The sequence below is a fragment of the Paracoccus sp. (in: a-proteobacteria) genome, assembly GCF_047605025.1.
Classification (GTDB): Bacteria; Pseudomonadota; Alphaproteobacteria; order Rhodobacterales; family Rhodobacteraceae; genus Paracoccus.
On the sequence record NZ_JASGGO010000001.1, the window covers coordinates 333,610 to 358,395 of the forward strand.

The window sequence follows — 24,786 nt, forward strand, 5'->3', positions numbered from 1 at the left end:
GTGAGACCCTTGGTCCAGGTTGTCGTGCTGAACTGGCGCACGCCCGAGCTTTCCATTGGCGCCGCCGAGGCCGGGCTGCGCGAGCTTGAGGGGCTGGATGGCGGCGTGACCATCGTGGACAACGATTCGGGCGATGGCTCTTTCGAGAAGATGCAGGCCCAGATCCAGGCGCGCGGTTGGCCTTTGGACCGGGTGCAACTGGTGCAATCGGGCTGGAACGGCGGTTTCGGGGCCGGGAACAATTGCGGCATCCGCCAGGGCCTGCCGGATGGGCGGCGGCCGGATCTGGTCTATCTGCTGAATTCGGACGCGATCCCGCAGCCCGGCGCGATCCGGGCGCTGGTCGATTACCTGGATCGCCATCCCAAGGCCGGGATCGCCTGCTCGCGCCTGCGCGGCACCGATGGCGAGCCGCATCTGACCGCCTTTCGCTTCCCCTCGGCCGGGGGCGAGTTCGAGGCGGCCAGCCGCACCGGCCCGGTGACGAGGCTTCTGCGCAACAAGGTCGTCGCCATGCCCCAGCCTGCGGCATCGGGACGCGTGGACTGGTCCGCCGGGGCGTCGATGATGATCCGCATGGATGTTCTGGACAGGATCGGTTTGTTTGATGAGGGGTTCTTTCTTTACTTCGAGGAAACGGACCTCTGTCGCCGCGCGGCGGATGCGGGCTGGCAGACCCATTATGTGGTCGAAAGTCTGGTCGAGCATATCGGTTCGGCCAGCACGGGCATGAAGACATGGAAGCGGGTGCCGGATTACTGGTATGACTCCCGCCGCCGCTATTTCGAGAAGCATCACGGTCGGTCGGGCGCGCTTCTGGCCACTGCGGCGGTGCTGGGTGGCTCGGCGTTGTGGCGTCTGCGCTGCCTGATCCAGCGCCGTGCGCCGGAATTTCCACCGGACCATCTGGGACGGCTGACGCGCCATGCCTTGCGGCGCCAGCCCATGCCGGCACATATTGAAAAGGGTAAGTCATGACGCAATTTTCCGCGATCCTGGTCGGCAATGAGTTGCTTTTGCGCCATGCCGCCGAAACGCTTCTGTCGCGTGGCCATCGGGTCGTCGCGGTGGTGACGCGCAATCCCGAATTGCAGTCCTGGGCACGCGGCGCGGGCCTGGCGGTCGAGGATCAGGACGCCCCCATGCCTGCCGATGCGCCGGTCGCGGATTGGCTTTTCAGCGTGGCGAACCTTTCGATCCTGCGGCCCGAGATGCTGGAGCGCGGCCATCGCGGCGCGATCAATTTCCATGACGGGCCGCTGCCCAAGCTGGCGGGGCTGAACGCGCCGGTCTGGGCGATCATCGGCGGCGAGGCGCGGCACGGCGTCACCTGGCACATGATCGAGGGCGGCGTGGACGAAGGGGACATCCTGTCGCAGACCCTGTTCGACCTGCGCCCCGACGATACGGCGCTGACCGTGAACGCGCGCTGCTTCGCCCGCGCGGCCGAAAGTTTCGGCGACGTGGTGGCCCAGCTTGAAGGCGACGGGCCGCGGCGGGTGAAGCAGGATCTTTCCCAGCGCAGCTATGTCGGCCGCGACAAGCGCCCCGAGGCGGGCGGCGTGATCGACCTTGCCCAGCCGGCGGGGCGGATCTGCGCGCTGGTCCGGGGGCTGGATCATGGCGGTTATTGGAACCCGCTGGCCGAGGCGAAGCTGCGCCTTGCGGATGGGCATCTGCTGGCCGTGACCGGCTCGGCGGGAACCGAGCCGAGCGGCGCCGCCCCCGGCACCGTTCTGGCGCGGCATGGCGATATCCTGACCGTCGCGGCGGGCGGCGCGGCGATCCGGCTGATCTGCCGGGGCGAATTGCCGGCCGTCGGCGCGATGATCCCGCTGCTATCCGCGCAGGATCGCGCGGATCTGACGGTGCTGGCCGATGCGGTGGCGCGGCATGACGGCTGGTGGCGCAAGCGGCTGGGCGGGATGAGCCCGGCGGTGATCCAGGGCGAGGCATCCGGCCGGACCCAGCGGATCGAACTGATGCCCGGCGTTTCGGGCGAACGGGTGGCGTTGGCGGCCGCGCTTCTTGCGCGTCTGGCGGCGCAGCCCGGCTTCGATCTGGCGCTGGTCCCGGCGGATCTGCCGAAGGCGGCGCTGGTCAATGGCTGGCAGCCTCTGGCGGTGCGGACCCAGCCGGAGATGACGCTGGCGGCGCTTGCCGCCCAGATCGCCGAGGCACGGACCGAGGCGGCGAAGCGCGGCTATTTCCTGGCCGATCTGATCCAGCGTGCGCCCGAACTGCGCGATGCGGCGCTGCCTGATCTGGCGATCAACCTGCGCGACCTGGACCCGGTGCCCGGCGCGGCGCTGACCGTGGCGCTGACCGATCAGGGCGCGGCGCTGCTGCACGATCCCGCCCGGATCACGCCGGTTCAGGCGCAGCGCATCGCGCGGGCGCTGGATGCCGGCCTTGTGCTGCCCGGCGCGACGCCGATCCGCGACATCTCGCTGCTGGATGCGTCGGAATTGCAGGATCTGCTGGTCACGCGCAACGACACGGCGGTGGAGGTTCGGCTTGCCTGCATCCATGAACTGATCGCCGAGACCGCCGCCGCGAACCCCGATGCGGTCGCTTTGGCCTTTGAGGATCGCAGTCTGACGCGCGGGCAGTTGGACCGTGCCGCCAATGCGCTGGCTGCAAGACTGGTCGCGATGGGGGTGGGGCCGGATCAGCCGGTCGGCCTGTTCGCCAAACGCTCGCCCGAACTGGTGATCGGGGCGCTGGCGATCTGGAAGGCGGGCGGCGCCTATGTGCCGCTGGATCCCGACTATCCCTCGGACCGGATCGAACTTTACATCGAGGATTCTGGCGCCCGCGTAGTGCTGGTCCAGGATGGCACGGTGGACCGGCTGCCGGCGCATCAGGCGCAGGTGGTGACGATCCCGACCGACCTGCCGCATGGCGTGGCGGCCGCCCCCGTCTCGGGCGCGGGACCGCAGAATCTGGCTTACCTGATCTATACCTCTGGCTCGACCGGCCGGCCCAAGGGGGTCATGGTCGAGCATCGCAATGTCGCGAATTTCTTTGCGGGCATGGATGCGGTGATTCCGCATGATCAGGGCGATGCATGGCTGGCGGTGACCAGCCTTTCCTTCGACATCTCGGTGCTGGAGATCTTCTGGTCGCTGGCGCGTGGCCTGACACTGGTGATCGCGGGCGAGGAATCGCGACTGGCGGTCTCCTCGACCCCGGCGCGGCCCCGCCGCGACGTGCAGGGCGGGATGGAGTTCAGCCTGTTCTACTGGGGCAATGACGACGGGCCGGGGCCAAGGAAATACCAGCTTTTGCTGGATGGCGCGCGCTTTGCCGACCAGAACGGCTTTGTCGCCCTTTGGACGCCCGAGCGGCATTTCCACGCTTTTGGCGGACCCTATCCGAATCCTTCGGTTTCGGGGGCGGCTGTGGCCGCTGTGACCCGCAACATCGCCGTGCGCGCCGGCAGTTGCGTGCTGCCGCTGCATCATCCGGCCCGCGTGGCCGAGGAATGGGCGGTGATCGACAACCTGACCGGGGGGCGGGCCGGGCTGGCCATCGCCTCGGGCTGGCAGCCGGACGATTTCGTGCTGCGCCCGGAAAGCGCGCCGCCGAACAACAAGGCGGCGATGATCCAGGGGATCGAGCAGCTGCGCCGGCTATGGCGCGGCGAGGCGGTCGATTTCCCGCGCAAGGACGGCACGCCTTTCGGCGTCGTGACCCAGCCGCGCCCGGTGCAGAAGGAGCTGCCGCTGTGGATGACCGTCGCCGGCAACCCCGAGACCTGGGCCGAGGCCGGGCGTCTGGGCATGAACGTGCTGACCCACCTTCTGGGCCAGAGCATCGACGTGGTCGAGCAGCGGATCAAGGAATACCATGCGGCGCTGCGTTCGGTCGGGCATGACCCGGCGCATTTCACCGTCACGCTGATGCTGCACACCTGCCTGGCCGAGGACCGGGAAACGGCGCGCGAGATCGCGCGCGAGCCGATGAAGAACTATCTGCGCAGCGCGGCTGCCCTGGTCAAGCAATATGCCTGGGATTTCCCGGCCTTCCGCAAGCCCGAGGGCATGACCAATCCGATGGCCATCGACTTGGGTTCGTTGTCCGAGGAGGAACTGGACGGCATCCTGGAATTCGCCTTCCTGCGCTATTTCGAGGATTCGGGCCTGTTCGGATCGCTGGACGATGCCGTCGCGCGGATCGAGCATCTGAAGAAGATCGGCGTGGGCGAGGTGGCCTGCCTGATCGACTATGGCATCGCGCCCGAGCAGGTCGTGGCCGGTTTCCCGCTGCTGGCGCAGTTGAAGTCGGCGGTCAACCCGCAGAGCGAAGCGCCAGAGGATGGCGATTTCTCGATCGCGGCGCAGATCCGGCGCTGGAAGGTGACGCATCTGCAATGCACGCCCAGCATGGGCCGCATCCTGGTCTCGGACCCGGTGGTGGCCGAGGCGCTGGCGGGGCTGAAATGCGTGATGCTGGGCGGCGAGGCGCTGCCGCCCGCGCTTCTGGCCGAGATCCGAAAGCTGAGCCGAGCGCGGGTGCTGAACATGTATGGCCCGACCGAAACGACGATCTGGTCCACCACCGCCGATGTGACCGAGGCGGCCGAGGTGACGCTGGGCCGGCCCATCGCCAATACCCAGCTTTACGTCCTGGACCCCGAGGGCGCGCCGGTCGCACCGGGCGCGCAGGGCGAATTGTGGATCGGCGGCCATGGCGTCACACGCGGTTATTGGCAGCGCGAGGATCTGACCGGCAATGCCTTCAGGCCCGACCCTTTCGTGCCGGCGGACCGCTCGGCGCCTTGGGGCGCGCGCATGTATCGCACGGGCGATCTGGTGCGCTGGCGCGATGACGGGGGCCTGGACTATATCGGCCGGGCCGACCATCAGATCAAGCTGCGCGGCTTCCGCATCGAACTGGGCGAGATCGAGGCGGCGCTGGGGCATCTGCCCGGCGTGCGCGAGGCGGTGGCCCTGGTGCGCGAGGACACGCCTGGCGACAAGCGGCTGGTGGCCTATGTGACCGGCGATGCGGGCCTGTCGGAAAAGGCGCTGCGCGAGGCGCTGGTCACGCATCTGCCGGCGCATATGGTGCCGGGGCGGATCATCCGGCTGGACAAGATGCCCCTGACGCCGAATCGCAAGATCGACCGCAAACAACTGCCGGTGCCTGGGGGGGCGGTCGCCGCTTCGGGGGTGGCAGGGACGCCGGCCATCGAGGCCGCCGCCCCTGCCTCGGCTGGCGCCTCGATCCCGGCGGCGACCGAGGATCTGGCGGCCGCCGTGCATGGTCTTTGGGCCGAGGTTCTGGGCGTGGCCCAGATCGGGCCTCGGGACAATTTCTTCGCTCTGGGCGGGCATTCGCTGCTGGCGATCCAGTTGCACCGGACCATGCGCGACCGGCTGGCGCTGCCACGTCTGGGGGTGACGGACATCTTCCGCTTCCCGGTCATGGGCGATTTCGTCAAACATGTGGCAAGCCTTGCCCCGGCGAACATCCCGGCGGCGGCTCCGGTTTCCGTTTCGGTCTCGGCGCCGGCAGAGGCAAGCCCGCCGGTGGCCCCCGCAGCCGCCCCTGCCGCGCCGGTCAATGCGGCGGTGGACGACGCGATGGCCAAGCGCCGGGCATTGCGGGCGCAGTTGCGCGGCGGACGATGAGTCAGGCGCCGGCGCTGCGCGATCTTGCGCGGCGCCTGCTGCCCGAGGGCTTCGGCATCGCCGTTCTGGACCTGGCGGATGAGCCTGCCCCCTTGCTGCCGGCCGAGGCGGCGGGGCTGGCGCGCGCGGTGCCCAAGCGGCAGCGGGAATTCGCGGCAGGGCGTCAGGCCCTGCGCCTTGCTCTGGCCCGTGCGGGGCATCTGATCCCGCCCGACCGCCCGATCGCCGCGCTGCCGGATCGCAGGCCCGATCTGCCCCGGCACGTCCTGGCCAGTCTGAGCCATGCTGGCGGGTTCTGCATTGCCATCGCGTCGCCGCCTGGCGGGCCTTCCATCGGGGTCGATCTGGAGCCGGCCCATCGCCCTCTGCCCGAGGGGCTGGCCGAGGCGGTCGCGCCCTATCGGGCCTGCCCCGACCGCCCGCTGCTGGCGTTTTGCGCCAAGGAAGCGATGTTCAAGGCGCAATATCCCCTGACCGGGCGGATGCTGGATTTCCGCGAGGTGCCGGCGGTGATTCGGGGGGACCGCGTCCGAGCCTGCATGGGGCGGCGGATGATCGGCGCCCGCTGGGCCGAGGCGGCGGGCTATCTTCTGGCGATCAGCCTGTGGAACGGCTGAAAAGCTGCGCCAGTTGCCGCGCCGATTCGCGGATATCATGGCGTTCGCTGACGCGGGCACGGGCGGCAAGCCCCATCTGCGCCAAGACCTCGGGCGGCGTCGCGGCAGCATCGAGCATGGCCTGAGCCAGGGCCGAGGCATCGCCCGCAGGAACCAGCCAGCCCTCTTGTCCCGGTCGCACCAACTCGGGAATCCCGGCGATATAGGTGGCGATGATGGGGCGTGCGCGGGCCATGGCCTCCATGATCACCACGGGCAGGCCCTCGGCGAAACTGGGCGTGACCAGCGCATGGGCGGCGTCCAGCGCCTTGCGCACGCCCGCCTCGTCCTGCCAGCCCAGAAGCTGCACGGATTGCGCCATCCCCTCGGCGGCGATGATCGATTGGATCATCGGGCGCAATTCGCCATCGCCCACCAGCGACAGGCGCAGGCGCGGGTCCAGCCGCCAAGCCTGGGCGAAGCCCCGGATCAGCAGGCCGAAGCCCTTCTGTTCGGCGAAGCGACCCACCGCGACCAGATGCAGCGGCCCGGCGGGCAGCGGCGCGGGGGCGTCCCAGCGCGTCAGGTCCAGGCCGCAATGCACGACCTGGATCTTGTCCAGATCCTCGGGCGCGGCCCAGCGATGGATTTGCGAGCGGCCGAAACTGCTGACCGCGACGCAGAATTCCGACAAAGCCAGCTTGCCCGCCAGGTCCAGCGCCTGGGGCTTGTCGAACTCTTCCGGGCCATGGACGGTGAAGCTGAAGGGTGGGCCGCCGAAAAGCCGCGCATAGGCGGCGACGCGGGCCGAGTTCGTGCCGAAATGCGCGTGGATATGGGCAAGGCCCAATTCGCGCGCCCGCCGGGCGATGCGCGCCCCCTCGGCCATATAGATGATCTGAAGGGCGAGGCTGCTTTCCCCGGCCCGGGCCCGGCCGCGGGCAAGGCGCATGGCGGGGCCGAAGGCGCGGGGAAGGTGGCTGGCCAGATCGGCCAGCAGGCGGCGCCCCCCGGCCTCAAGGATCCGCTCGGTCCGCGCATGTTCCGCGATATCGCCAGAATCGGTCAGTGCGCCCTGGTCGCCGCGCATGGCGAAACGGTGAACCTTCAGCCCCAGATTCTCCAGCGCCACAACTTCTCGGCGAATGAAGCTGTGCGAGGGACGAGGGTAAGTATTGACCAAGTAACCGATTCGCACGGTTGTAAACCCTTTTCAACGGCATTTTTCACTGAATTGCGGTGCTTTATTACCTCATTGGCCGGATTATGCCTATTTTTACTGAAGTTCCGGCGGAAGAGATCCAATATTTTTGCGCTCAGACGAATTCTGTAGAGATTATTTTAATATTCGGCACTATAGATGAAAGCAACCTAAAGACGAAAACAGGGGCTGTGATTGCCAGGGGTTCTCAACATAAGCATCGCCTTCGCGCTGATCATGGCCATGGCAGGGTTCGCCCTGCTTGGCCTGTCCGTGCTTGAGGCATTCTTGCTGTATTCGGGTGGGGGAACGGCGGCGACCTTTTTCTTCGCCTGGCGGCGCTATCGCTGCATCGCCCATCATCAGATCAATTAGGGGGCGAGGCTGACGCCCCGCCCGCAAAGGCCGATCTTAGTAGCCGGTGCAGCGCAGCACGACGCCGACGGTGCGGGCAATGATCGAGACATCGCCGCGAAAGCTTAGGCTGGCTGCATATTCCGCGTCAAAGGTGGCGCGCGCCGCAAAGGTGCTATCGTTGCGATCCGAGATCTGCCACAGGCCGGTGACGCCGGGACGCAGGTGATAGTAATCCGCGCCGGGGTAGAGTTGCGCCTGGTCCAGCATCATGGGGCGCGGGCCGACGATGCTCATGTCACCGCGCAGCACGTTCAGAAGCTGCGGCAGTTCATCGAGCGAGGTCTTGCGCAGGAAGTGGCCGACCGAGGTGATGCGCGGATCCTTCTTCAGCTTCTGAGTCAGGTTCCACTCATTCCGGGCCTCTTCGTTCTGGGCCAGGTATTCGGCCAGGTGCAGATCGGCGTCCTCGATCATGGTCCGCATCTTCCAGAGCCGGAAGGCGCGGCCCGAGCGGCCGATGCGCAACTGCGAATAAAAGGGCTTGCCGCCCTTGGCCATGATCATCAGCGCCAGGATCAGAACGACCGGGACGACGATCGGTGCCGCCAGCAAGACGGCGGCGATGTCCAGGGGGCGCTTCGCGAACCGTGCATAGACGGAATGGATGCCCCTTGGAAGAACAGTTTCCTCGGTCTTGATCAGGAGCGAGGCAACAGGTTCCAAATCGGATGAAACAAAGTCCGTGGAGTGCCGCATTTTGTAAAACCTACCGCAATCATTACGAGGGGCAGTATAGCTTCCACTTTTAATAAAACTAGAACGAAATGCTCTCCTGCCGAAAAGGATAGGTCTGTTGTTTTTCAGTGTGTTAGGTGCTGAACAGGCTCGTGTTCTCATTCTGTTGAAGGGCCTGTTTCGGTGCCTGTCGCGGTTCGGTCCGCCACCCGCAATGTCAATTGGTTGAGTGACTGAGATTTAGACATCTTATGATTGTTTTACGCTACGGAATCCTTGCCTCGGGATGGCGATTGATCCGTTGTAGCTGCTTTCTGGGAGTGTCCGCATGTTTCCGACTCAGCTTCTGGCCGATGTGCTTTCCGTCTTTTTCATCGGCCACAGCCTGGTCAGCCCAGACCTGCCGCAGATGCTGAAGGGCACCATCGACCAGCCTGTCGAGTATCAGATCATCAACGGCGCGCCGCTTGAGGTGCAGTGGAAGGACCCGGCGGGAATCGAGGGGCAGGTCGCGCGCGAGTGGCTGCCCAGCCACAAGGTCGACGTGCTGGTCCTGACCGAGCGGGTGCCGCTGGCGATCACCATGGAGTATCATGCCAGTGCCGATTACGCATATCGCTTCGTCGAAAGCGCCTTGCAGGGCAATCCGCAGGTGCAGAGCTATCTCTATGAAACCTGGGACGACATCGACGACAAGGCCACCGGCAGCACCAATGCCTGGCGCGACCGGATCGTCAGTGACCTGCCGCTTTGGCAGCAGATCGCGGACGACGTGAACGCGCGCCTGCCACGGGGCGCCAAGCCCATGCAGGTGATTCCGGGGGGCTTGGGCATGGTGCGGCTGCATGACGCGATCGCGGCGGGCAAGGTGCCGGGCGCGTCCTCGATCCGCGACTTCTTTCGCGACGACATTCACCCGACCGATGCCGGGTTCTATTACGTCGCCATGATCCACCATGCGGTGCTGACCGGGAAAAGCCCGGTGGGGCTGCCCAACCAACTGATGGGGCGTTGGGCGCCCTATGCGACCGTGCCGCCCGAGCAGGCGCGGGTCTTGCAGGAACTGGCGCAGGAAACCGTGACCGAGTTCGACGCCCGCTAGCGCCCGCGCGCCCATTCCTGGTCGTTGCGACCCATCCGCACGGCGATCGCAACCGCCGAATAGGTGGCGAAACCCAGCGGATCGGCTGCCGCCAGGCGCAGAAGCTCGGCCCGGCTGGGGCGCACATGGCCCTGGCGTGCCAGAAGCTGGGGATAAAGCCGCGCGATTTCGGCCACGCCTTCGTCCTGACGGCGGCGGACGCGGACCAGGGTGCGGAAGCCCTCGACGATGACCCATTCGAAGCTGCCGTCGACAAGCACCCGCTCGGGCTCGTCGAATTGCAGCCGGGCGAAGGTGTCGTCCGAGATGATCTGCGGGAAATCGCCCCAGCGTGCGCGGCCAGCGGCATTCACCCCCCATTGCCCGGCGCCGGTGACGTTTTCCGCGACGAAGGGCAGCTTCTGCCAGAACCGTGCGTAAAGCCGCGAGACCATGCTGCGCGCGGGCCGCACCACCAGATGCGCGCCGGCATAGCGCGGCTGAGGCACGTCCAGCGCCTGGACCATGCGCGTCAGCACACCCGGCGACAGGCGCAGGTCCGCGTCCTGATACAGCCGAATCCCATGCGAGACGCAGGCGTCGCCATGGTTCAGCGCGCCGATCTTGCCGCCTTGGGGCAGATCCTCGACCCGCAGCACCCAGCCGCGCGTCGTGAAATCGGGGGTCATGGCGCGGGCGCGGGCTACGGTGTCGTCCTGGCAGCCATTGGCGACGACGACCACCTCGACGGGGCCGGGGGCTTCCTGGGCCAGCAGGTTGGCCAGGCAATCCTCGATGTAAAGCGCCTCGTCATGGGCGGGGATGATGATGGAGCAGGGGGTCATTTATACTCGATCAGGCCGGATCGGCGTCCCAGAAGGCGCCGGAGATGGAATTCAAGGACGCCGCGCGCCTCGGGGAACTTGCCCAGCATGGTATAGAAGGCGCGCGCCCAGCGATCACGGGGCAGGGGGTCGCGCAGCGCCATGCGGGTGATCTGCGCGGGATAGGCCAGAAGCAGCAGCCAGGCCCAGGGCGTGAGCAGCGCGGCCAGGAGGATCGCCAGCGGCAGGGCGACCGCCCAAATCAGGGCGCGCCGCGTCTCGCGCTGCCAGAACCCCTCGGTCCCGTTGCGGTGGCGCCACGAGACCTCGGCGAAGGCATGGCCGGCCCGCCGCGCGCGCTTGGCCCATTGCGCATAGCGGGTCATCGCGGCGTCGTGCATGGTCATCGGCGCGTCCAGCCGCCGGATGGCCCAGCCCGCGCGGGCGATGCGCAGGCACATCTCGGGTTCCTCGCCGGCGATCAGGCCGGGATCGTAGCCGCCCACCGCATCCAGCGCCGCGCGGCGTGCCAGCATGTCGCCGCCGACCGCCTGGGCCGGGCCGATGGGCGTGTCCCATTCGGCATCGCAAAGCCGGTTGTAAAGCGAAGCGCCGGGATGCAGTTCGCGGCGGCGCCCGGCGACGATGGCCAGGCGCGGCTCGGCGGCAAGCGCGGCAAGGCCGGTCTGGATCCAGCCGGATTCGACCTCGCAATCGCCATCGACGAACTGCACGAATTCGGTCGCCCCGTCCAATCGCGCCAGCCCGGCATTGCGCGCGCGGGCGGCGGTGAAGGGGATGCTCATGTCCAGGCGGATCACCTCGGCGCCCAGTTCGGCGGCGCGCTCGGCACTCGTATCGGTTGAACCCGAATCGATATAGATCACCCGTCCTACCTGCGGCAGCAGCGAGCGCAGACAGCGCATCAACCTCTCGCCCTCGTTTCTTCCGATGGCGATGGCGGTGACGTGTTCAGGGCTCACATGCTGGGGGAATTGCCCAGCATTCTCGTGATCGGGGCTGTTTTCGGTTGTGGCGCTCATGGCGGGGAAGCTAACATGCGGTGATCGGCAAAGTCATCGTCTTGCAGCGGGGCACGCGCCGTCAGTGTTCCACCAGAGGCAGAGGGGCCACAGGTTTGCAGGCCGATACGATACACGCGCGGGAGTTGGGCATGGACCGGAAAACCGCAGTGCCCGGCGCCCGGACCGTTTCCAGTTCCTTCATCAAGCGCGAAGCCGCCCGCGCGGCCGAGGATGCCGAGCATGCGGCGCTGATCGCCAAGCGTTTCGCCATCCTGCGCACGCGCATCCTGCGCGAGATGCGCAGCCGCAAATGGCGCAAGCTGGCGGTCGTTCCCGTCACCCAGGGCGCGGGCGGAACTTTCGTCGCGGTCCATCTGGCGCTGGCGCTGGCGCGCCAGCAGCATACGGGGGTGCTGCTGGCGGATCTGGACCTGGCACTGCCTTCGGTCGCGCGGATGCTGGGCATTCCCGGCTGCGATCAATTGTCCGAGGTGGTCGCATCTGGCCGCAAGCTGACCGAGATCGCCCAGACGATCGAGGAGTTGCACAACCTTTCCGTGGTCGCCCCCGCCCAACCCGAGGATGCGGCGGCCGAGATCCTTCAGGATGAGGGGCTGGCGGCGACCATCGATGCCGCCGCCGCCATCCTGCCCGATTCCACCGTGATGATCCTGGATTGCGGACCGCTGATCGGCCAGGACGAGGCGCTGGCGGCGCTTCCCCTGGCCGACGCGGTGCTGCTGGTCGCCGATGGGCGCCGGGGCACTGCGTCGGATATGGTGCAGGTCGAGCGTCTGCTGGAGGGCATGCCGCCGGTCATGGGCGTGATTCTGAACAAATCCGAAGATTGAGAGACGGGGTTCAATAGTTTGGGACCAATACAATCCTTGCAGGACTTCATCTCGATGCTCTGGCGGCGCCTGCCGCTGATGCTGACGGTGCTGGTCTTGGGCGTTCTGATTTCGCTTTACCTGGTCGCTTCCTCGCCCCGCATCTATGAGGCGGCTTCGGTCATCCAGGTCGATACCCCGGCGGCGGTGAATTCGGGCGGCGACGCCTCGCTTCCCGCCTCGCGCCGCGTGCAATTGATCGAACAGCGGCTGATGGCGCGCTCGAACATCCTGGAGGTGATCGAGAAGCTGGGCCTGTTCAAGGACAATCCGGGCCTGAGCGAGACCGAGCGGATCGCCGCCGTGCGCAGTTCGACCCGCATCGAGAGCATCCAGGCGCCCGGAGTCTCGGCGGATTCCGGCATGTCCCTGGCGGCGATCGTGATCACCTCGCGCGCGGAAACGCCCGATACGGCGGCCGAGATGGCGAACTATTTCACCAACAGCCTAGTGAACCGCGACCGCGAGAACCGGCAGGCCCGCATCGTCGAAAGCCGCAACTTCCTTATCGGCGAGGAGAACCGCCTCAACGAATCGCTGTCCCAACAGGACCGGCGCCTGGCCGAGTTCAGCGCCCGCAACGAAGAGGCGCTGCCGACCTCGCAGGAATATCTGCAAGCCGAGCTGGTGCAGCTTAACGCCAACGAGACAGCGCTGGATCGCGAGATCATGGCGCTTCAACGCTCGCGTCTGGCGCTTGAGGCGGGAAGCACGGCGACCGATGCCCGGCCCTCGGCCACGCTGGTCCAGCAGATCCGCACAGCCGAGGTCGAACTGGCCCAGGCCCGCCGCACGCTTGCCCCCGGGCATCCCGAGATCAAGCGGCTGGAAGATCAGTTGACCCGGCTGAACACTGGCGTGCAGGGAGCCTCGGACGTGGCCGAGCGTCAGGGCGAGCTTTACGATACGCAATTGCAGCAGTTCGAGCAGCAGAAGCGCGAGGTTCAGGCCCGCCGCACCGAGATCGAGCGGGCGCGCGCCCGTGCCCCCCAGGTTGCCCGCGATCTGGAGGCGATGACCCGGCAATTGCGCCGCTTGCAGGACCGCTACAACGAGATTTCGCGCCAACTGGCCCAGGTCGAGACGCAGCAGATGTTGATGGACAACGACCAGACCGAGCGGTTCGTGATCCTGGAGCGGGCCTTGCCGCCGGAATATCCGGCGCTTTCGAACCGCAAGAAAAGCGCCGCTCTTGGCGGTTTTGCCAGCATCGGCCTGTCGCTTGCCATCGCGCTGGCGCTGGAGCTGAAGAACCCCGTGTTGCGCCGCGTCAACCAGTTTACCCGCTCCACCGGCACCCGCCCGGTGATTTCGCTGCCCTATCGCGCTTCCCGGCGTGAGATCGCGATGCGGCGCTGGCGCATGATCTATATCTGCCTTCTGCTGGCTGCTGGGCTGTTCGCGGCGCTGTGGCTTATGGGAAAGATCCCCGGCCTGCCCTCACCGGGCGTGGTGGCTACGCCGACCGACGGAATGGGTTGATGAGCGACGGCGCGACCCCCTCGGCGGTGTCCGAGCCGCCACGCAAGAGCTTTGCCTCGCGTGCTTTGGGCAGCGGTGTCTGGTCCATGGCCAATTTCGGCCTGGGCCAGATCATGCGGCTGGCCTCGAACCTGATTCTGACGCGCGTTCTCAGCCCGGACGATTTTGGCCTGATGGCGCTGGTATCCAGCTTCCTGATCGGCCTGAATATGTTCAGCGACATGGGGCTTGGCCCCTCGATCATGCAAAGCAAGCGCGGCGACGACCCGGCCTTTCTGGATACGGCCTGGACGATCAAGGTCATCCGCGGCTTCATCATCTTCGCCTCGGCCTGCGCCATGGCCTGGCCGCTGGCGCTGTTCTACGACGCGCCGCAATTCGCCTGGGTATTTCCGGCGGCGGCGATCTCGATGCTGGTGGGCGGGTTCTTTCCGACCCGGATCGATTCCGCCGGGCGGCATTTGCAGATCGGCCGGTTGACCCTGATCGAGCTTGCCAACCAGTTGATCGGCATCCTGATCACCATCGCGGCCGCGCTGATCCTGCAAAGCGTCTGGGCGCTTGTCTGGGGCCAGGTGCTGGGCGCATTCGTGCAGCTTGTCATGTTCCATTACATGCTGCCGGGCCATGTCGACCGCTTCCGCATGGAAAAGGCCGCGCGGGAAGAAATCGTCAAGTTCGGCAAATGGATCTTTTTCAGCACCATCTGCGGCTTCATGCTGTTTCAGGGCGACCGGATCGTGCTGGGCCGCGTGCTGACGCTGGACCATCTGGGGATCTACAATATCGGCCTGTTCCTGGCCACCGTGCCGGGGCTTCTGGGCACGGCCATCGCGGGCCGGCTCTTCATCCCGATGTATCGCGAGCATCCGCCCGGTGAAAGCGAGCATAACCGCCGCACGCTGCAACGCACCCGCACGGGGTTCACCGCGCTGCTGATGACGGCGGCGATCATTCTGGCGCTGATCGGTCCCTGGATGGTCGATCACCTTTACGACGACCGCTATACCCGCGCCGGCGGCATCCTGGTGGCGCTGGCCTGCATCCAGATGCTGATCGTGATCCCGCTGAGCTATGAGACGGCGGCCTTGGCGTCGGGGGATTCGCGGGGCTTCTTCATCATGCAGTCCAGCCGGGCCCTGATCTATAGCGCGCTGGTGATGATCGGCGCCTGGCTGGGCGGGCTGGCGGGGCTGCTGGTCGGCCAGGCATTCGCGCATCTTTTCTGCTATCCGGTCTCGGTCTGGATGGCGCGGCGGCAAAAGGCATGGGATCCCCGCCACGACATGATCGCGGCAGTGGTCGCGGTTTTGGGCGCCGCGTTCGCGCTGACATTGCATGGCGACATCGTTTCCGCTGCGCTGCTGCACTGATCGGGCTGCGGCGCAGCGACTTTCTGCTCTTTTTTCCGGCTTTTCGCTTCGCTAAGCAGATCGAAAGCTAGGAGGATGAGCATGAGCGACGACAACACCCCCCGCCGGTCCCGGATCACCCCCGAGGAGGCGCTGGCCTATCACATGGAGCCGCGTCCGGGGAAATACGACATCGTTGCTTCGACCCCCATGGCCACGCAGCGCGACCTGTCGCTGGCCTATTCGCCCGGCGTGGCGGTCCCTGTCGAGGCCATCGCCGAACGCCCGGAAACCGCCTATGACTATACCGTCAAGGGCAACATGGTCGCCGTCATCACGAACGGCACGGCGATCCTGGGGCTGGGGAACCTGGGCGCGCTGGCCTCGAAGCCGGTGATGGAGGGCAAGGCGGTCCTGTTCAAGCGTTTCGCCGATGTGAACGCCATCGACATCGAACTGGACACCGAGGATCCCGAACAGATCATCAACGCGGTCAAGCTGATGGGGCCGACCTTCGGCGGCATCAACCTGGAGGACATCAAGGCGCCCGAATGCTTCATCATCGAGCAGCGCCTGAAGGAACTGATGGACATCCCGGTCTTTCACGACGACCAGCACGGCACGGCGGTCATCTGCGCCGCGGGCCTGCTGAACGCGCTGGAGATCAGCGGCAAGAAGATCGAGGATGTGCGCATCGTCCTGAACGGCGCCGGCGCGGCGGGGATCGCCTGTCTCGAACTGCTGAAATCCATGGGCGCCAGGCATGACAACTGCATCATGTGCGACACCAAGGGCGTGATCTATCAGGGCCGCGCCGAGGGCATGAACCAGTGGAAATCGGCCCATGCCGCCAATACCTCGGCGCGCACGCTGGAAGAGGCGATGAAGGGCGCGGACGTGTTCCTGGGCGTCTCGGCCAAGGGCGCGGTGACGCAGGAGATGGTGATCGGCATGGCCGACAACCCGGTCATCTTCGCCATGGCGAACCCCGACCCGGAAATCACCCCCGAGGAGGCCCATGCCGTCCGCCCCGACGCCATCGTCGCCACCGGCCGTTCGGACTATCCGAATCAGGTGAACAACGTGCTGGGCTTTCCCTATCTGTTCCGGGGCGCGCTGGACATCCATGCCCGCGCCATCAACGATGAGATGAAGATCGCCTGCGCCCGCGCGCTGGCCGAACTGGCGCGCGAGGACGTGCCCGACGAGGTGGCCGTGGCTTACGGCCGCAAGCTGCAATTCGGTCGCGATTATATCATCCCGACCCCCTTCGATCCCCGGCTGATCCATGTCGTGCCGCCCGCCGTCGCCAAGGCGGGGATGGATACCGGCGTCGCGCGCCGCCCGATCATCGACATGGAGGCCTATACCCATTCGCTGAAGGCGCGCATGGACCCGACCGCGGCGATCCTGCAAGGCATCCATGCCCGCGCCCGCCAGGCCCAGGCCCGGATGATCTTCGCCGAGGGGGACGATCTGCGTGTGCTGCGCGCCGCCGTCGCCTGGCAGCGCGGCGGCATGGGCCAGTCGCTGGTCGTCGGCCGCGAGGCGGATGTGAAAGAGATGCTGGAAGGCGCGGGCCTGGGCGATGCGTCGCGCGAACTCACCATCGTCAACAGCAACAATACCCGCCATCTCGATGCCTATCAGCAGACGCTTTACAGCCGGCTGCAACGCAAGGGCTTCGACCGCGAGGACGTGTTCAAGCTGGCGGCGCGGGACCGGCATGTCTTCGCCTCGCTGATGCTGGCGCATGGGCATGGCGACGGTCTGGTGACCGGGGCCACGCGCAAGAACGCGCCGGTGCTGGCCCAGATCGGCAAGGTCTTCGACGTGACACCCGCCGCCGGGGCGGTCGGCCTGACGGCGGTTCTGCACAATGGCCGCATCGTGGTGATCGGCGATACGCTGGTCCATGAATGGCCCGAGGCCGAGGACCTGGCCGCCATCGCCACGCGGGGCGCCCATGTCGCGCGCGGCCTGGGCCTGGATCCGCGCGTGGCCTTCCTGTCCTTCTCGAACTTCGGCTATCCGCTAAGCGAGCGGGCGGTGAAGATGGCCAAGGCCACCGAGGTTCTGGACGCGCAGGGCGCCGATTTCGAATATGAGGGCGAGATGACCGTCGATGTGGCGCTGAACCCGGCGCAGGCGGCGAAATATCCGTTCTCGCGTCTGACCGGCCCGGCCAACGTTCTGGTGGTGCCGGCGCGGCATTCGGCCTCGATCTCGGTCAAGCTGATGCAAGAGATGGCGGGGGCGACGATCATCGGGCCGATCCTGACCGGCGTGCCGCAACCGATCCAGATCTGCTCGACCGGCTCGACCGTGAACGACATCCTGAACATGGCGGCCATCGCCGCCGGGCGTCTGGGTCAGGTGAAATAACCCGCCCATGAAAAAAGGCAGCACCCGGTGGTGCTGCCTTTTGATCTGGCATCCGAGGTAAAAATCACTCGGCCGCGATCGCGGTGGCGTATTGCCCGCACCAGTCGCCCTGTTCGACGACCGGCCAGAAGCCGCGGCTATCGGCGTCCTTCTGGGTCACCGGAGGATTGACGCGGCACAGGCCGGCGCCCGTCAGTTCGGTGTTGGAATTGGCTGCGTGATCTTCATAGAAAACGCAGGATTGGCATGCACCATGGGTCATGATTTCGGCTCCTGTATTCGGTTCGTTATCTGGCTGGCTGTTAAGCTGGCTGGCGATGGCTTGCTTGCGCGTGGCTTGCTTGCTGTATGAGAGGAATATAGGAGACGCTTTTGGGGAGTTCAATAGAAAATCTAATAAAAACAAATAGTTGACAAGTTATCTCGGATTAATTTCACCTAGAGAATTAATCGGATTCCTGGAATTTCCTTGCAGAACATGCGCTTGAGAAAGCTCTGGATTTTTCCCGTAAAAACCCAAGAAAAACCCTAGGAGTGTCGAAAGCGTCGGCGCCGGGCCATTTCCGGCCCGGCGACATATTTAAACAGATTCTCTCGGATTTCGATTTCAGACGAACTAGAAATCCGCTGCACCCAGGACGGCGTGGTCGATCTTCGCCAGCGTCACCGTCACGTTGCTGAAGCTGATCCGCGTATCGGCGCCCAGGTCGGTGATGCGCAGGTCCGCGAAACGCTCGGCGCCGCTTTCGATGACGATGCGGTCGACCCCGTCCTGGAAATCGCTGATCCGGTCGGCGCCATCGCCCGCCGCGAAGATAAAGGCATCCGCCCCCGCCCCTCCGGCCAGGGTGTCGTTGCCGATGCCACCGTCCAGCAGATTGCCGCCATCGCCGCCCTGAATGTAGTCATTGCCGGCGCCACCCCGGAACGTCGAATAGCCGCTGCTTTGCCAAGCATCCATCAGGTCGTTGCCGGCACCGCCGTCCAATAGGTTCCCGCTCGCACCGCCGGTAAGCGTGTCGTTGCCGGTGCCGCCGAAAAGCTCGTTGTAATGCAGAAACGCACCCACAAGCTCGTCATGGCCGGCCAATCCGTTCACGCGAATCGTTTCCGAATATGGAAACACGTTCTTCATGCGGATCCGGTCATTACCCGCAGTGCCGTTGCGAGTAATCGTCATTGTTCACCTATTAACTTGCAGTCTTTTCAACTGTTAGGTGATGGGCTGAAGATCAGCCGACTATTTACTTGGACAAGTTGAAGCAACCGCCCCGCTCGGCCTGCCGCTGGCGTTCGCGAAAGCGGGCGCGGTCGGCCTGGTCATATTCGGCGTGGCAGCGGTGGCAACTGACGCCTTCCTCATATTCCGGCCGCGCGCGATCGGCGGGCGCCAGCGGGCGGCGGCAGGCGTGGCACAGCACATGATCGCCCTGCCGCAGCCCGTGGCCCAGGCTGACGCGCTTGTCGAAGACGAAGCACTCGCCGTGCCACAGGCTTTCCGCTTCGGGCACTTCCTCAAGGTATTTCAGGATGCCGCCTTTCAGATGGAACACCTCGGGCACGCCTTCGCCCAGCAGGAAATTCGTCGATTTCTCGCAACGGATGCCGCCGGTGCAGAACATGGCGATCCGCTTGCCCGCGAAGCGATGCGCGTTCTCGCGCCACCAGGCCGGAAAATCGCGAAAGCTGCGGGTGGTGGGATCGACGGCGCCCTTGAAGGTGCCGATCTGGACCTCGTAATCGTTGCGGGTGTCGATGACCGCGACATCGGACTGGCTGATCAACGCGTTCCAGTCCCGCGCCAGGACATAGCGGCCGACGGCGGTGGTCGGGTCCACATCGGGCTGGCCCATCGTCACGATCTCGCGCTTCAGCCGCACCTTCATGCGACCGAAGGGCATCGTTCCGGCCTCGCTTTCCTTCCATTCCAGGTCCGCGCAGCCGGGCAGGGCGCGGATATGGGCCAGCACCGCGTCGATGCCCGCGCGCGTGCCGGCGATGGTGCCGTTGATCCCTTCGGGCGCAAGCAGCAGCGTGCCACGCAGGCCCTGGCCGCAGCAGAGCCGCGCCAGCGGCCGCTGGATCGCGGCGGGGTCGGGAAATCGTGTGAAATGGTAAAGTGCGGCGACGATCAGCATGGGCGCGGCTTAGCCATCCCTGTCCGGGGTTGCAACCTTGACCGTGGCGCTTCGAAACGGCGGGCAAGTGCTTTACCGGGATTGACCGCCCTGCGCGCAATTCCTACGCATGGTCTACAAAATATTCCTGGGGATTGCTCGAATGTCCAAGGCGCTGATCGTGGTCGACATGCAGGTGGATTTCTGTCCCGGAGGGAAGCTGCCCGTCCCCGGCGGGGACGAGATCGTGGCCTCGATCAACCGCCTGATGGCCGATTTCGAGACCGTCATCCTGACCCAGGACTGGCATCCGGCGAATCATTCCAGCTTCGCCTCGAATCATCCCGGCGCGGCGCCCTATTCCCTGACGCAGATGGATTACGGCCCGCAGGTGCTGTGGCCGGACCATTGCGTCATCGGATCGGCCGGGGCTGCGTTTCATCCGGGCCTGGACCTGGCTTCGGCCACCACGATCATCCGCAAGGGCTTCCGCCCCGCCATCGACAGCTACTCCACCTTTTACGAGAACGATTTCCGCACGCCCACAGGGCTTACCGGCTATCTGCGCGAGCGCCAGATCGAGGAGCTGTGTCTGGTCGGGCTTGCCTATGATTTCTGTGTCTCATGGTCGGCGATCGACGCGATGCGGCTGGGCTTCGAGGTGTGCGTGATCGAGGAGGCCACCCGTGCCATTGATCTGAACGGGTCGCGCGCGGTGGCGCGCAAGAACATGCTGGCGGCGGGCGTCCGGCTGGATTGACGAGGAATTACGATGGATATCGCCACCCGCGTCTATAATCACAAGTGGAAGATCGACCCGATCGTCCGCTCGTTGATCGATACGGATTTCTACAAGCTGCTGATGTGCCAGTCGGTGTTTCGCAATAGCGCCGATACCAAGGTCACGTTCAGCCTGATCAACCGCAGCCCCAAGATCCGGCTGGCCGAGTTGATCGACGAGGGCGAACTGCGCGAGCAGCTTGACCATGTGCGCGGCCTGTCGCTCAGCAGGGGTGAAAGCACATGGCTGCGCGGCAATACCTTCTATGGCAAGCGCCAGATGTTCCGGCCCGATTTCATGGAATTCCTGGAGAACCTGCGCCTGCCGCCCTATGCGCTGGAAAAGCGCGACGGCCAATATGAACTGACCTTCGAGGGTGGCTGGCCCGAGGTCATGCTATGGGAGATCCCCGCCCTGGCCATCATCATGGAACTGCGCTCGCGCGCTGTGCTGAAGGATATGGGGCGCTTCGAATTGCAGGTGCTGTATGCCCGCGCCATGACCCGCATCTGGGAAAAGATCGAGCAATTGCGCGGGCTTGGTCCCGATCTGCGCATCGCCGACTTTGGCACCCGGCGGCGGCACGGCTTCCTTTGGCAGGATTGGTGCGTGCAGGCCATGATCGAGGGGCTGGGCGACAGCTTCACCGGCACCTCGAACTGCCTGATCGCCATGCGCCGCGATATCGAGGCCATCGGCACCAATGCCCATGAACTGCCCATGGTCTATGCCGCGCTGGCCAGGAACGACCAGGAACTGCGTCAGGCGCCCTATCACGTCCTGGCCGACTGGCATGAGGAACATGACGGCAACCTGCGCATGATCCTGCCCGATACCTATGGCACCAAGGGTTTCTTGCAGCATGCGCCCGACTGGCTGGCGGGCTGGACCGGCATCCGCATCGACAGCGGTGATCCCGCCGAGGGGGCCGAGACCGCCATCGCCTGGTGGAAAAGCCGGGGCGAGGATCCGCGCCAGAAGCTGGTGATCTTTTCGGACGGGCTGGATGTCGCCAAGATCGAGGAATTGTCGCGTCAGTTTCGGGGCAGGGTGAAGGTCAGCTTCGGCTGGGGCACGCTTCTGACCAATGATTTCCGCAACCTGGTGCCCGGCGACGGGCTGGCCCCGTTCTCGCTGGTCTGCAAGGCGGTGGCGGCGAATGGCCATCCCACCGTCAAGCTGTCCGACAATCCCGAAAAGGCCACCGGACCCAAGGACGAGATCGCGCGTTATCGTCGCGTCTTCGAGGTCGGCCAGCAAGAGCGCGTGGCCGTCCTGGTCTGATCGGATCAGCCCAGAGACAGAGGTTGCAGCGCCCGGCGTTTTATCCCGTGGCGGCGCGCAAGGTCGCGGGCCGCGCGTCCCTGGCCGATCGGGCGGGCCGGGACCGGCCCCTGATCTGTGGTAAGCAATTTTGGAAACAGCGCCATGACCTCGGCCCGCGTTTCGGGCGGAAGGGCTTTCATCGCCTCGGGGCCGGTGAACAGCGATTCGGTCTGCGCGCCTTCGGACAGCACGATCTCGTGCCGGTCGAACAGCATGTGGAAATAGCGCAGGTCGACATTCTCCTGGTCGATTTCGATGCCAGGCAGGCCGGTCAGATGCTTGGCCGCGACCAGAACCTCGGGTCCGCCCAGAAGGCTTTCGGCGATGCGCGAGCGGACCAGCACGCGATGCTGCTGGGACAGGTAAAGATCGCGGCGCGGCAGGCCCGACCCCAGCGCGCCCGCGCGGATCCGCACCGGGCGCAGCGTCGGGAACAGGCCCAGCAGCGCACCGCCCAGCGACTTGCAGCCGATCCAGCGGATCGGTTGCGGGCCGTGATCATGGGTCAGCACCAGATCGCCCGCGCGCAGATCCTCGACCGGCCGCTCGCCTTTGTCGGTGGCGATCATCGTGCCGCTGCGGAAGCAGACGAAGACCGGCGGGTCGGCCAGCCCATAGCGCGAGGTATCCAGCCCGTTGAACCGGCTGTTCGTCACGGCGGTCAGGGTGATGGACTGGATCGCCTTGGCCGTGACGCCCTGGACCTCGGCCGCCTGGGCGCTTCGGGGCGGCGGCACCAGGACCAGGTGGCCGGCCGTATCCTGAAGGATGCGCAGCGGCACGTCCGTCACGCTGGTCCCGTCGGTATAGGTCACCGTGCCGCGATAGATGATGCCCGCATCCAGGTCATAGCGATTGTCGCCGACAGTGACATATTCGCCGTGCGTGTCGCCGTGCGAGGTGTTGAACGCCACGCTTTGATCGTCATTGCCGTCGTTCAGCAGCATCTCATGGATATCGCGCGCCAGCGGTGCCGAGGAACTGCCGAAGGTCGCGCCGACAAGCTCATCCGCCCGCTCGGCCCCCCTTGCATTCTCGTTGGGATCGAGATCCCGGTGCGAGCCCAGATAGATGACGCGGATTGTGGTGACGGCCATGAGAAAACCCGGAGATTGATGCGGCTAGATTTGATTCCATCTAGCCGGACCCTCTGCCGGGCTCCGAATCGCGAATGTCTAAAAATCCGCCGGATCCATCGCCCCGTCCGGGCAGGCAGTCATCATATCGTTGATTTTATTTTCTTATATTTCCTTCCCGCGCATTAACCAGGCGCGTCAAAGCCGGTCGCGCCAGCGGTTGACCAGCGGATAACGCCGGTCCAGCCAGAACGCCTTGGTGGAAATGCGCGGTCCCGGCGCGGCCTGGTAGCGTTTCCATTCGCTGCCGTAAAGCAGGGTCTCGACCTTCCTGACCGTCTCGGCGTCGAAGCCCTGCGCGACCAGATCCTTCAGCGCCAGATCCTTTTCCACCAGCCCCTCAAGGATGGCGTCCAGCACCTCATAGGGGGGCAGGCTGTCCTGATCCTTCTGGTCCGGACGCAGTTCGGCCGAGGGCGGCTTGCTGATGATCTGCGGCGGGATGACCTCGCCCGCCGGGCCGCGCATCCAGTCGCGATGGTTCTGGTTGCGCCAGCGGCAGGTCTGGAACACGCGGGTCTTGTAAAGATCCTTGATCGGGTTGTAGCCGCCCGCCATGTCGCCGTAGATCGTGGCATAACCGACCGCGACCTCGGACTTGTTGCCGGTGGTCAGCAGCAATTCCCCGAACTTGTTCGAGATCGCCATCAGCATCACGCCACGCAGCCGGGACTGGATGTTTTCCTCGGTCGTGTCGGGCTTGGTGCCCGCCATCAGATGGGCCAGCGCCGCGCCCACGGCATCGCGCGCGCCCTCGATCTGGACCGTATCCAGCCGCGTGCCCAGCCGGGCCGCGCAATCGGCGGCATCGTCCAGGCTGGCCTGTGAGGTGTATTCGCTGGGCAGCATGACGCAGCGCACGTTTTCCGGGCCGATGGCGTCGCTGGCGATGGTCGCGACCAAGGCCGAATCGATGCCGCCCGACAGGCCCAGCACTACCTTCTTGAATCCCGATTTTCGCATGTAATCGCGCAAGCCCTCGGTCATGGCGCGATAGTCCTGTTCCCATGCGTCGGGCTGATGATCCATCGGGCCGGGCGCCGCGCGCCAGCCAGAGGCGGTGCGGGTGAAATCGACATGCACGATCTGTTCGTCGAAGGGCGCAAGCTGCACGATCTTGGTCGCGCCGCCGGTATCGCCTGGGTTCAGCACGAAGCTCGCGCCGTCGTAAAGCTGGTCGTCCTGGCCGCCGACCGAGTTCAGATAGACCAGCGGCAGGCCGCTCTCGACCACGCGGGCGACCATATGGCCCATGCGCAGGTCCAGCTTGTCGCGGTGATAGGGGCTGCCATTCGGGACGATCAGGATCTCGGCCCCGGACTCGGCCAGGGTTTCGGCCACCTCGGGCCACCAGGCATCCTCGCAGATGGGGCTGCCGATACGGATGCCGTTGACGCTGTAGGGGCCTTGCAGCGGGCCTTGGTCGAACAGGCGCAATTCGTCGAAAAGCTGCTTGTGCGGCAGGTCGTGCTTCAGGACCCGCGTTACCACGCGTCCGGCCTGGAGGATCCAGAAGGCGTTGTAAAGCTTGCGCCCTTCGGCCCAGGGACCGCCGATGCCGATGGCGGGACCGTCCGCGCAGTCGCGGGCCAGATCCTCGATCGCGGCCATGGCGTCCTGGGTGAAGGCCGCCTTCAGCACCAGGTCCTGGGTCTGGTAGCCGGTGATGAACATCTCGGGCAGGATCAGCATGTCCGCGCCAGCCGCGCGCGCCTCCTCCCAGGCTGCGCGCGCCTTTCGCGCGTTGCCCGGCAGGTCGCCCACCGTCGGATTGAGCTGCCCCAGCGTGATGCGGAACGTGTCGGCCATCGCATGCCCCTTTTCCCGATTGCCCCCCGTAGATAGGCGAGCGGCGGCGA

Annotated in this window: 20 protein-coding genes; 11 read left to right on the forward strand and 9 right to left on the reverse strand. The window is 65.6% G+C overall.

All coding sequences use genetic code 11. The features are described 5' to 3' along the window. Genes QM682_RS01550 through QM682_RS01560 form a run of 3 tightly spaced genes read left to right on the forward strand, consistent with a single transcriptional unit; the run spans position 1 to position 6,256 of the window. The gene (locus QM682_RS01550; RefSeq protein ID WP_415126392.1) at positions 1-978 is read left to right on the forward strand and encodes a glycosyltransferase family 2 protein; all 978 of its coding nucleotides are present in this window, start codon (positions 1-3) and stop codon (positions 976-978) included. After that, on the forward strand, positions 975-5,639 hold the full coding sequence (locus QM682_RS01555) for a MupA/Atu3671 family FMN-dependent luciferase-like monooxygenase (RefSeq protein WP_415126394.1): 4,665 nt from the start codon (positions 975-977) through the stop codon (positions 5,637-5,639). The genes QM682_RS01550 and QM682_RS01555 overlap by 4 nt, the downstream gene beginning before the upstream one ends. Beyond that, on the forward strand, positions 5,636-6,256 hold the full coding sequence (locus QM682_RS01560; RefSeq protein WP_415126396.1) for a 4'-phosphopantetheinyl transferase family protein: 621 nt from the start codon (positions 5,636-5,638) through the stop codon (positions 6,254-6,256). The genes QM682_RS01555 and QM682_RS01560 overlap by 4 nt, the downstream gene beginning before the upstream one ends. Here the strand turns inward: QM682_RS01560 and QM682_RS01565 are convergent. Next, positions 6,237-7,433, reverse strand: a complete 1,197-nt coding sequence (locus tag QM682_RS01565; RefSeq protein WP_415126398.1) for a glycosyltransferase family 4 protein — start codon at positions 7,431-7,433, stop codon at positions 6,237-6,239. The two genes, QM682_RS01560 and QM682_RS01565, sit on opposite strands and share 20 nt — an antisense overlap. A gap of 198 nt (positions 7,434-7,631) precedes the next feature. On the opposite strand from QM682_RS01565, the gene QM682_RS01570 reads away from it, so the two are divergent. Beyond that, entirely contained in the window at positions 7,632-7,811 is a 180-nt protein-coding gene (locus tag QM682_RS01570) for a hypothetical protein (protein WP_415126400.1), read from the forward strand. Positions 7,812-7,847: 36 nt separating this feature from the next. Here QM682_RS01570 and QM682_RS01575 read toward each other — a convergent pair whose 3' ends face one another. Continuing rightward, a complete protein-coding gene (locus QM682_RS01575; RefSeq protein WP_415126402.1) occupies positions 7,848-8,516 on the reverse strand; it encodes a sugar transferase in 669 nt (222 codons plus the stop codon). A 340-nt stretch (positions 8,517-8,856) separates the two neighbouring features. Here QM682_RS01575 and QM682_RS01580 point away from each other — a divergent pair, with 340 nt between their 5' ends. Further along, positions 8,857-9,630 carry a hypothetical protein gene (locus QM682_RS01580; RefSeq protein ID WP_415126404.1) on the forward strand — a complete coding sequence of 258 codons (774 nt, stop codon included), beginning with the start codon at positions 8,857-8,859 and terminating at the stop codon, positions 9,628-9,630. Here the strand turns inward: QM682_RS01580 and QM682_RS01585 are convergent. Both QM682_RS01585 and QM682_RS01590 read right to left on the reverse strand, forming a co-directional pair. After that, positions 9,627-10,454, reverse strand: coding sequence for a glycosyltransferase (locus QM682_RS01585; protein WP_415126406.1), 828 nt, complete (start codon positions 10,452-10,454; stop codon positions 9,627-9,629). The genes QM682_RS01580 and QM682_RS01585 overlap by 4 nt on opposite strands. Beyond that, positions 10,451-11,476 carry a glycosyltransferase family 2 protein gene (locus QM682_RS01590; RefSeq protein ID WP_415126408.1) on the reverse strand — a complete coding sequence of 342 codons (1,026 nt, stop codon included), beginning with the start codon at positions 11,474-11,476 and terminating at the stop codon, positions 10,451-10,453. Before QM682_RS01590 ends, QM682_RS01585 begins: the two co-directional genes overlap by 4 nt. A 131-nt stretch (positions 11,477-11,607) precedes the next feature. Here QM682_RS01590 and QM682_RS01595 point away from each other — a divergent pair, with 131 nt between their 5' ends. The 4 genes from QM682_RS01595 (at position 11,608) to QM682_RS01610 (ending at position 17,567) form a co-directional block, all read left to right on the forward strand. Continuing rightward, the gene (locus QM682_RS01595) at positions 11,608-12,309 is read left to right on the forward strand and encodes a chromosome partitioning protein (RefSeq protein ID WP_415126410.1); all 702 of its coding nucleotides are present in this window, start codon (positions 11,608-11,610) and stop codon (positions 12,307-12,309) included. Between the two features lie 54 nt (positions 12,310-12,363). Beyond that, the gene (locus QM682_RS01600; RefSeq protein WP_415126412.1) at positions 12,364-13,830 is read left to right on the forward strand and encodes a GumC family protein; all 1,467 of its coding nucleotides are present in this window, start codon (positions 12,364-12,366) and stop codon (positions 13,828-13,830) included. Next, positions 13,830-15,203 carry an oligosaccharide flippase family protein gene (locus QM682_RS01605; RefSeq protein WP_415126414.1) on the forward strand — a complete coding sequence of 458 codons (1,374 nt, stop codon included), beginning with the start codon at positions 13,830-13,832 and terminating at the stop codon, positions 15,201-15,203. The genes QM682_RS01600 and QM682_RS01605 overlap by 1 nt, the downstream gene beginning before the upstream one ends. 81 nt (positions 15,204-15,284) lie before the next feature. Then, positions 15,285-17,567 carry an NADP-dependent malic enzyme gene (locus QM682_RS01610; protein WP_415126416.1) on the forward strand — a complete coding sequence of 761 codons (2,283 nt, stop codon included), beginning with the start codon at positions 15,285-15,287 and terminating at the stop codon, positions 17,565-17,567. 64 nt (positions 17,568-17,631) lie between these two features. Here QM682_RS01610 and QM682_RS01615 read toward each other — a convergent pair whose 3' ends face one another. The 3 genes from QM682_RS01615 to QM682_RS01625 form a co-directional block, all read right to left on the reverse strand. Continuing rightward, positions 17,632-17,829 carry a hypothetical protein gene (locus tag QM682_RS01615; RefSeq protein ID WP_415126418.1) on the reverse strand — a complete coding sequence of 66 codons (198 nt, stop codon included), beginning with the start codon at positions 17,827-17,829 and terminating at the stop codon, positions 17,632-17,634. Positions 17,830-18,183: 354 nt separating this feature from the next. Further along, a complete protein-coding gene (locus QM682_RS01620; protein ID WP_415126420.1) occupies positions 18,184-18,747 on the reverse strand; it encodes a hypothetical protein in 564 nt (187 codons plus the stop codon). A gap of 64 nt (positions 18,748-18,811) precedes the next feature. Further along, positions 18,812-19,705 carry a rhodanese-related sulfurtransferase gene (locus tag QM682_RS01625; protein WP_415126422.1) on the reverse strand — a complete coding sequence of 298 codons (894 nt, stop codon included), beginning with the start codon at positions 19,703-19,705 and terminating at the stop codon, positions 18,812-18,814. 142 nt (positions 19,706-19,847) lie between these two features. Here QM682_RS01625 and pncA point away from each other — a divergent pair, with 142 nt between their 5' ends. Together pncA and pncB are read left to right on the forward strand one after the other, a co-directional pair. Next, positions 19,848-20,444 (forward strand): bifunctional nicotinamidase/pyrazinamidase, encoded by a 597-nt coding sequence (gene pncA / locus QM682_RS01630; protein ID WP_415126424.1) that lies wholly within the window; start codon positions 19,848-19,850, stop codon positions 20,442-20,444. A 12-nt stretch (positions 20,445-20,456) separates the two neighbouring features. Then, positions 20,457-21,749 carry a nicotinate phosphoribosyltransferase gene (gene pncB, locus QM682_RS01635; protein ID WP_415126426.1) on the forward strand — a complete coding sequence of 431 codons (1,293 nt, stop codon included), beginning with the start codon at positions 20,457-20,459 and terminating at the stop codon, positions 21,747-21,749. A 5-nt stretch (positions 21,750-21,754) separates the two neighbouring features. On the opposite strand, the gene QM682_RS01640 is transcribed toward pncB, so the two are convergent. Continuing rightward, a complete protein-coding gene (locus tag QM682_RS01640; RefSeq protein ID WP_415126428.1) occupies positions 21,755-22,888 on the reverse strand; it encodes a Hint domain-containing protein in 1,134 nt (377 codons plus the stop codon). 177 nt (positions 22,889-23,065) lie between these two features. Beyond that, complete coding sequence (locus QM682_RS01645) at positions 23,066-24,736, reverse strand: NAD+ synthase (protein ID WP_415126430.1); 1,671 nt, start codon at positions 24,734-24,736, stop codon at positions 23,066-23,068. Positions 24,737-24,786 lie beyond the last annotated feature (50 nt).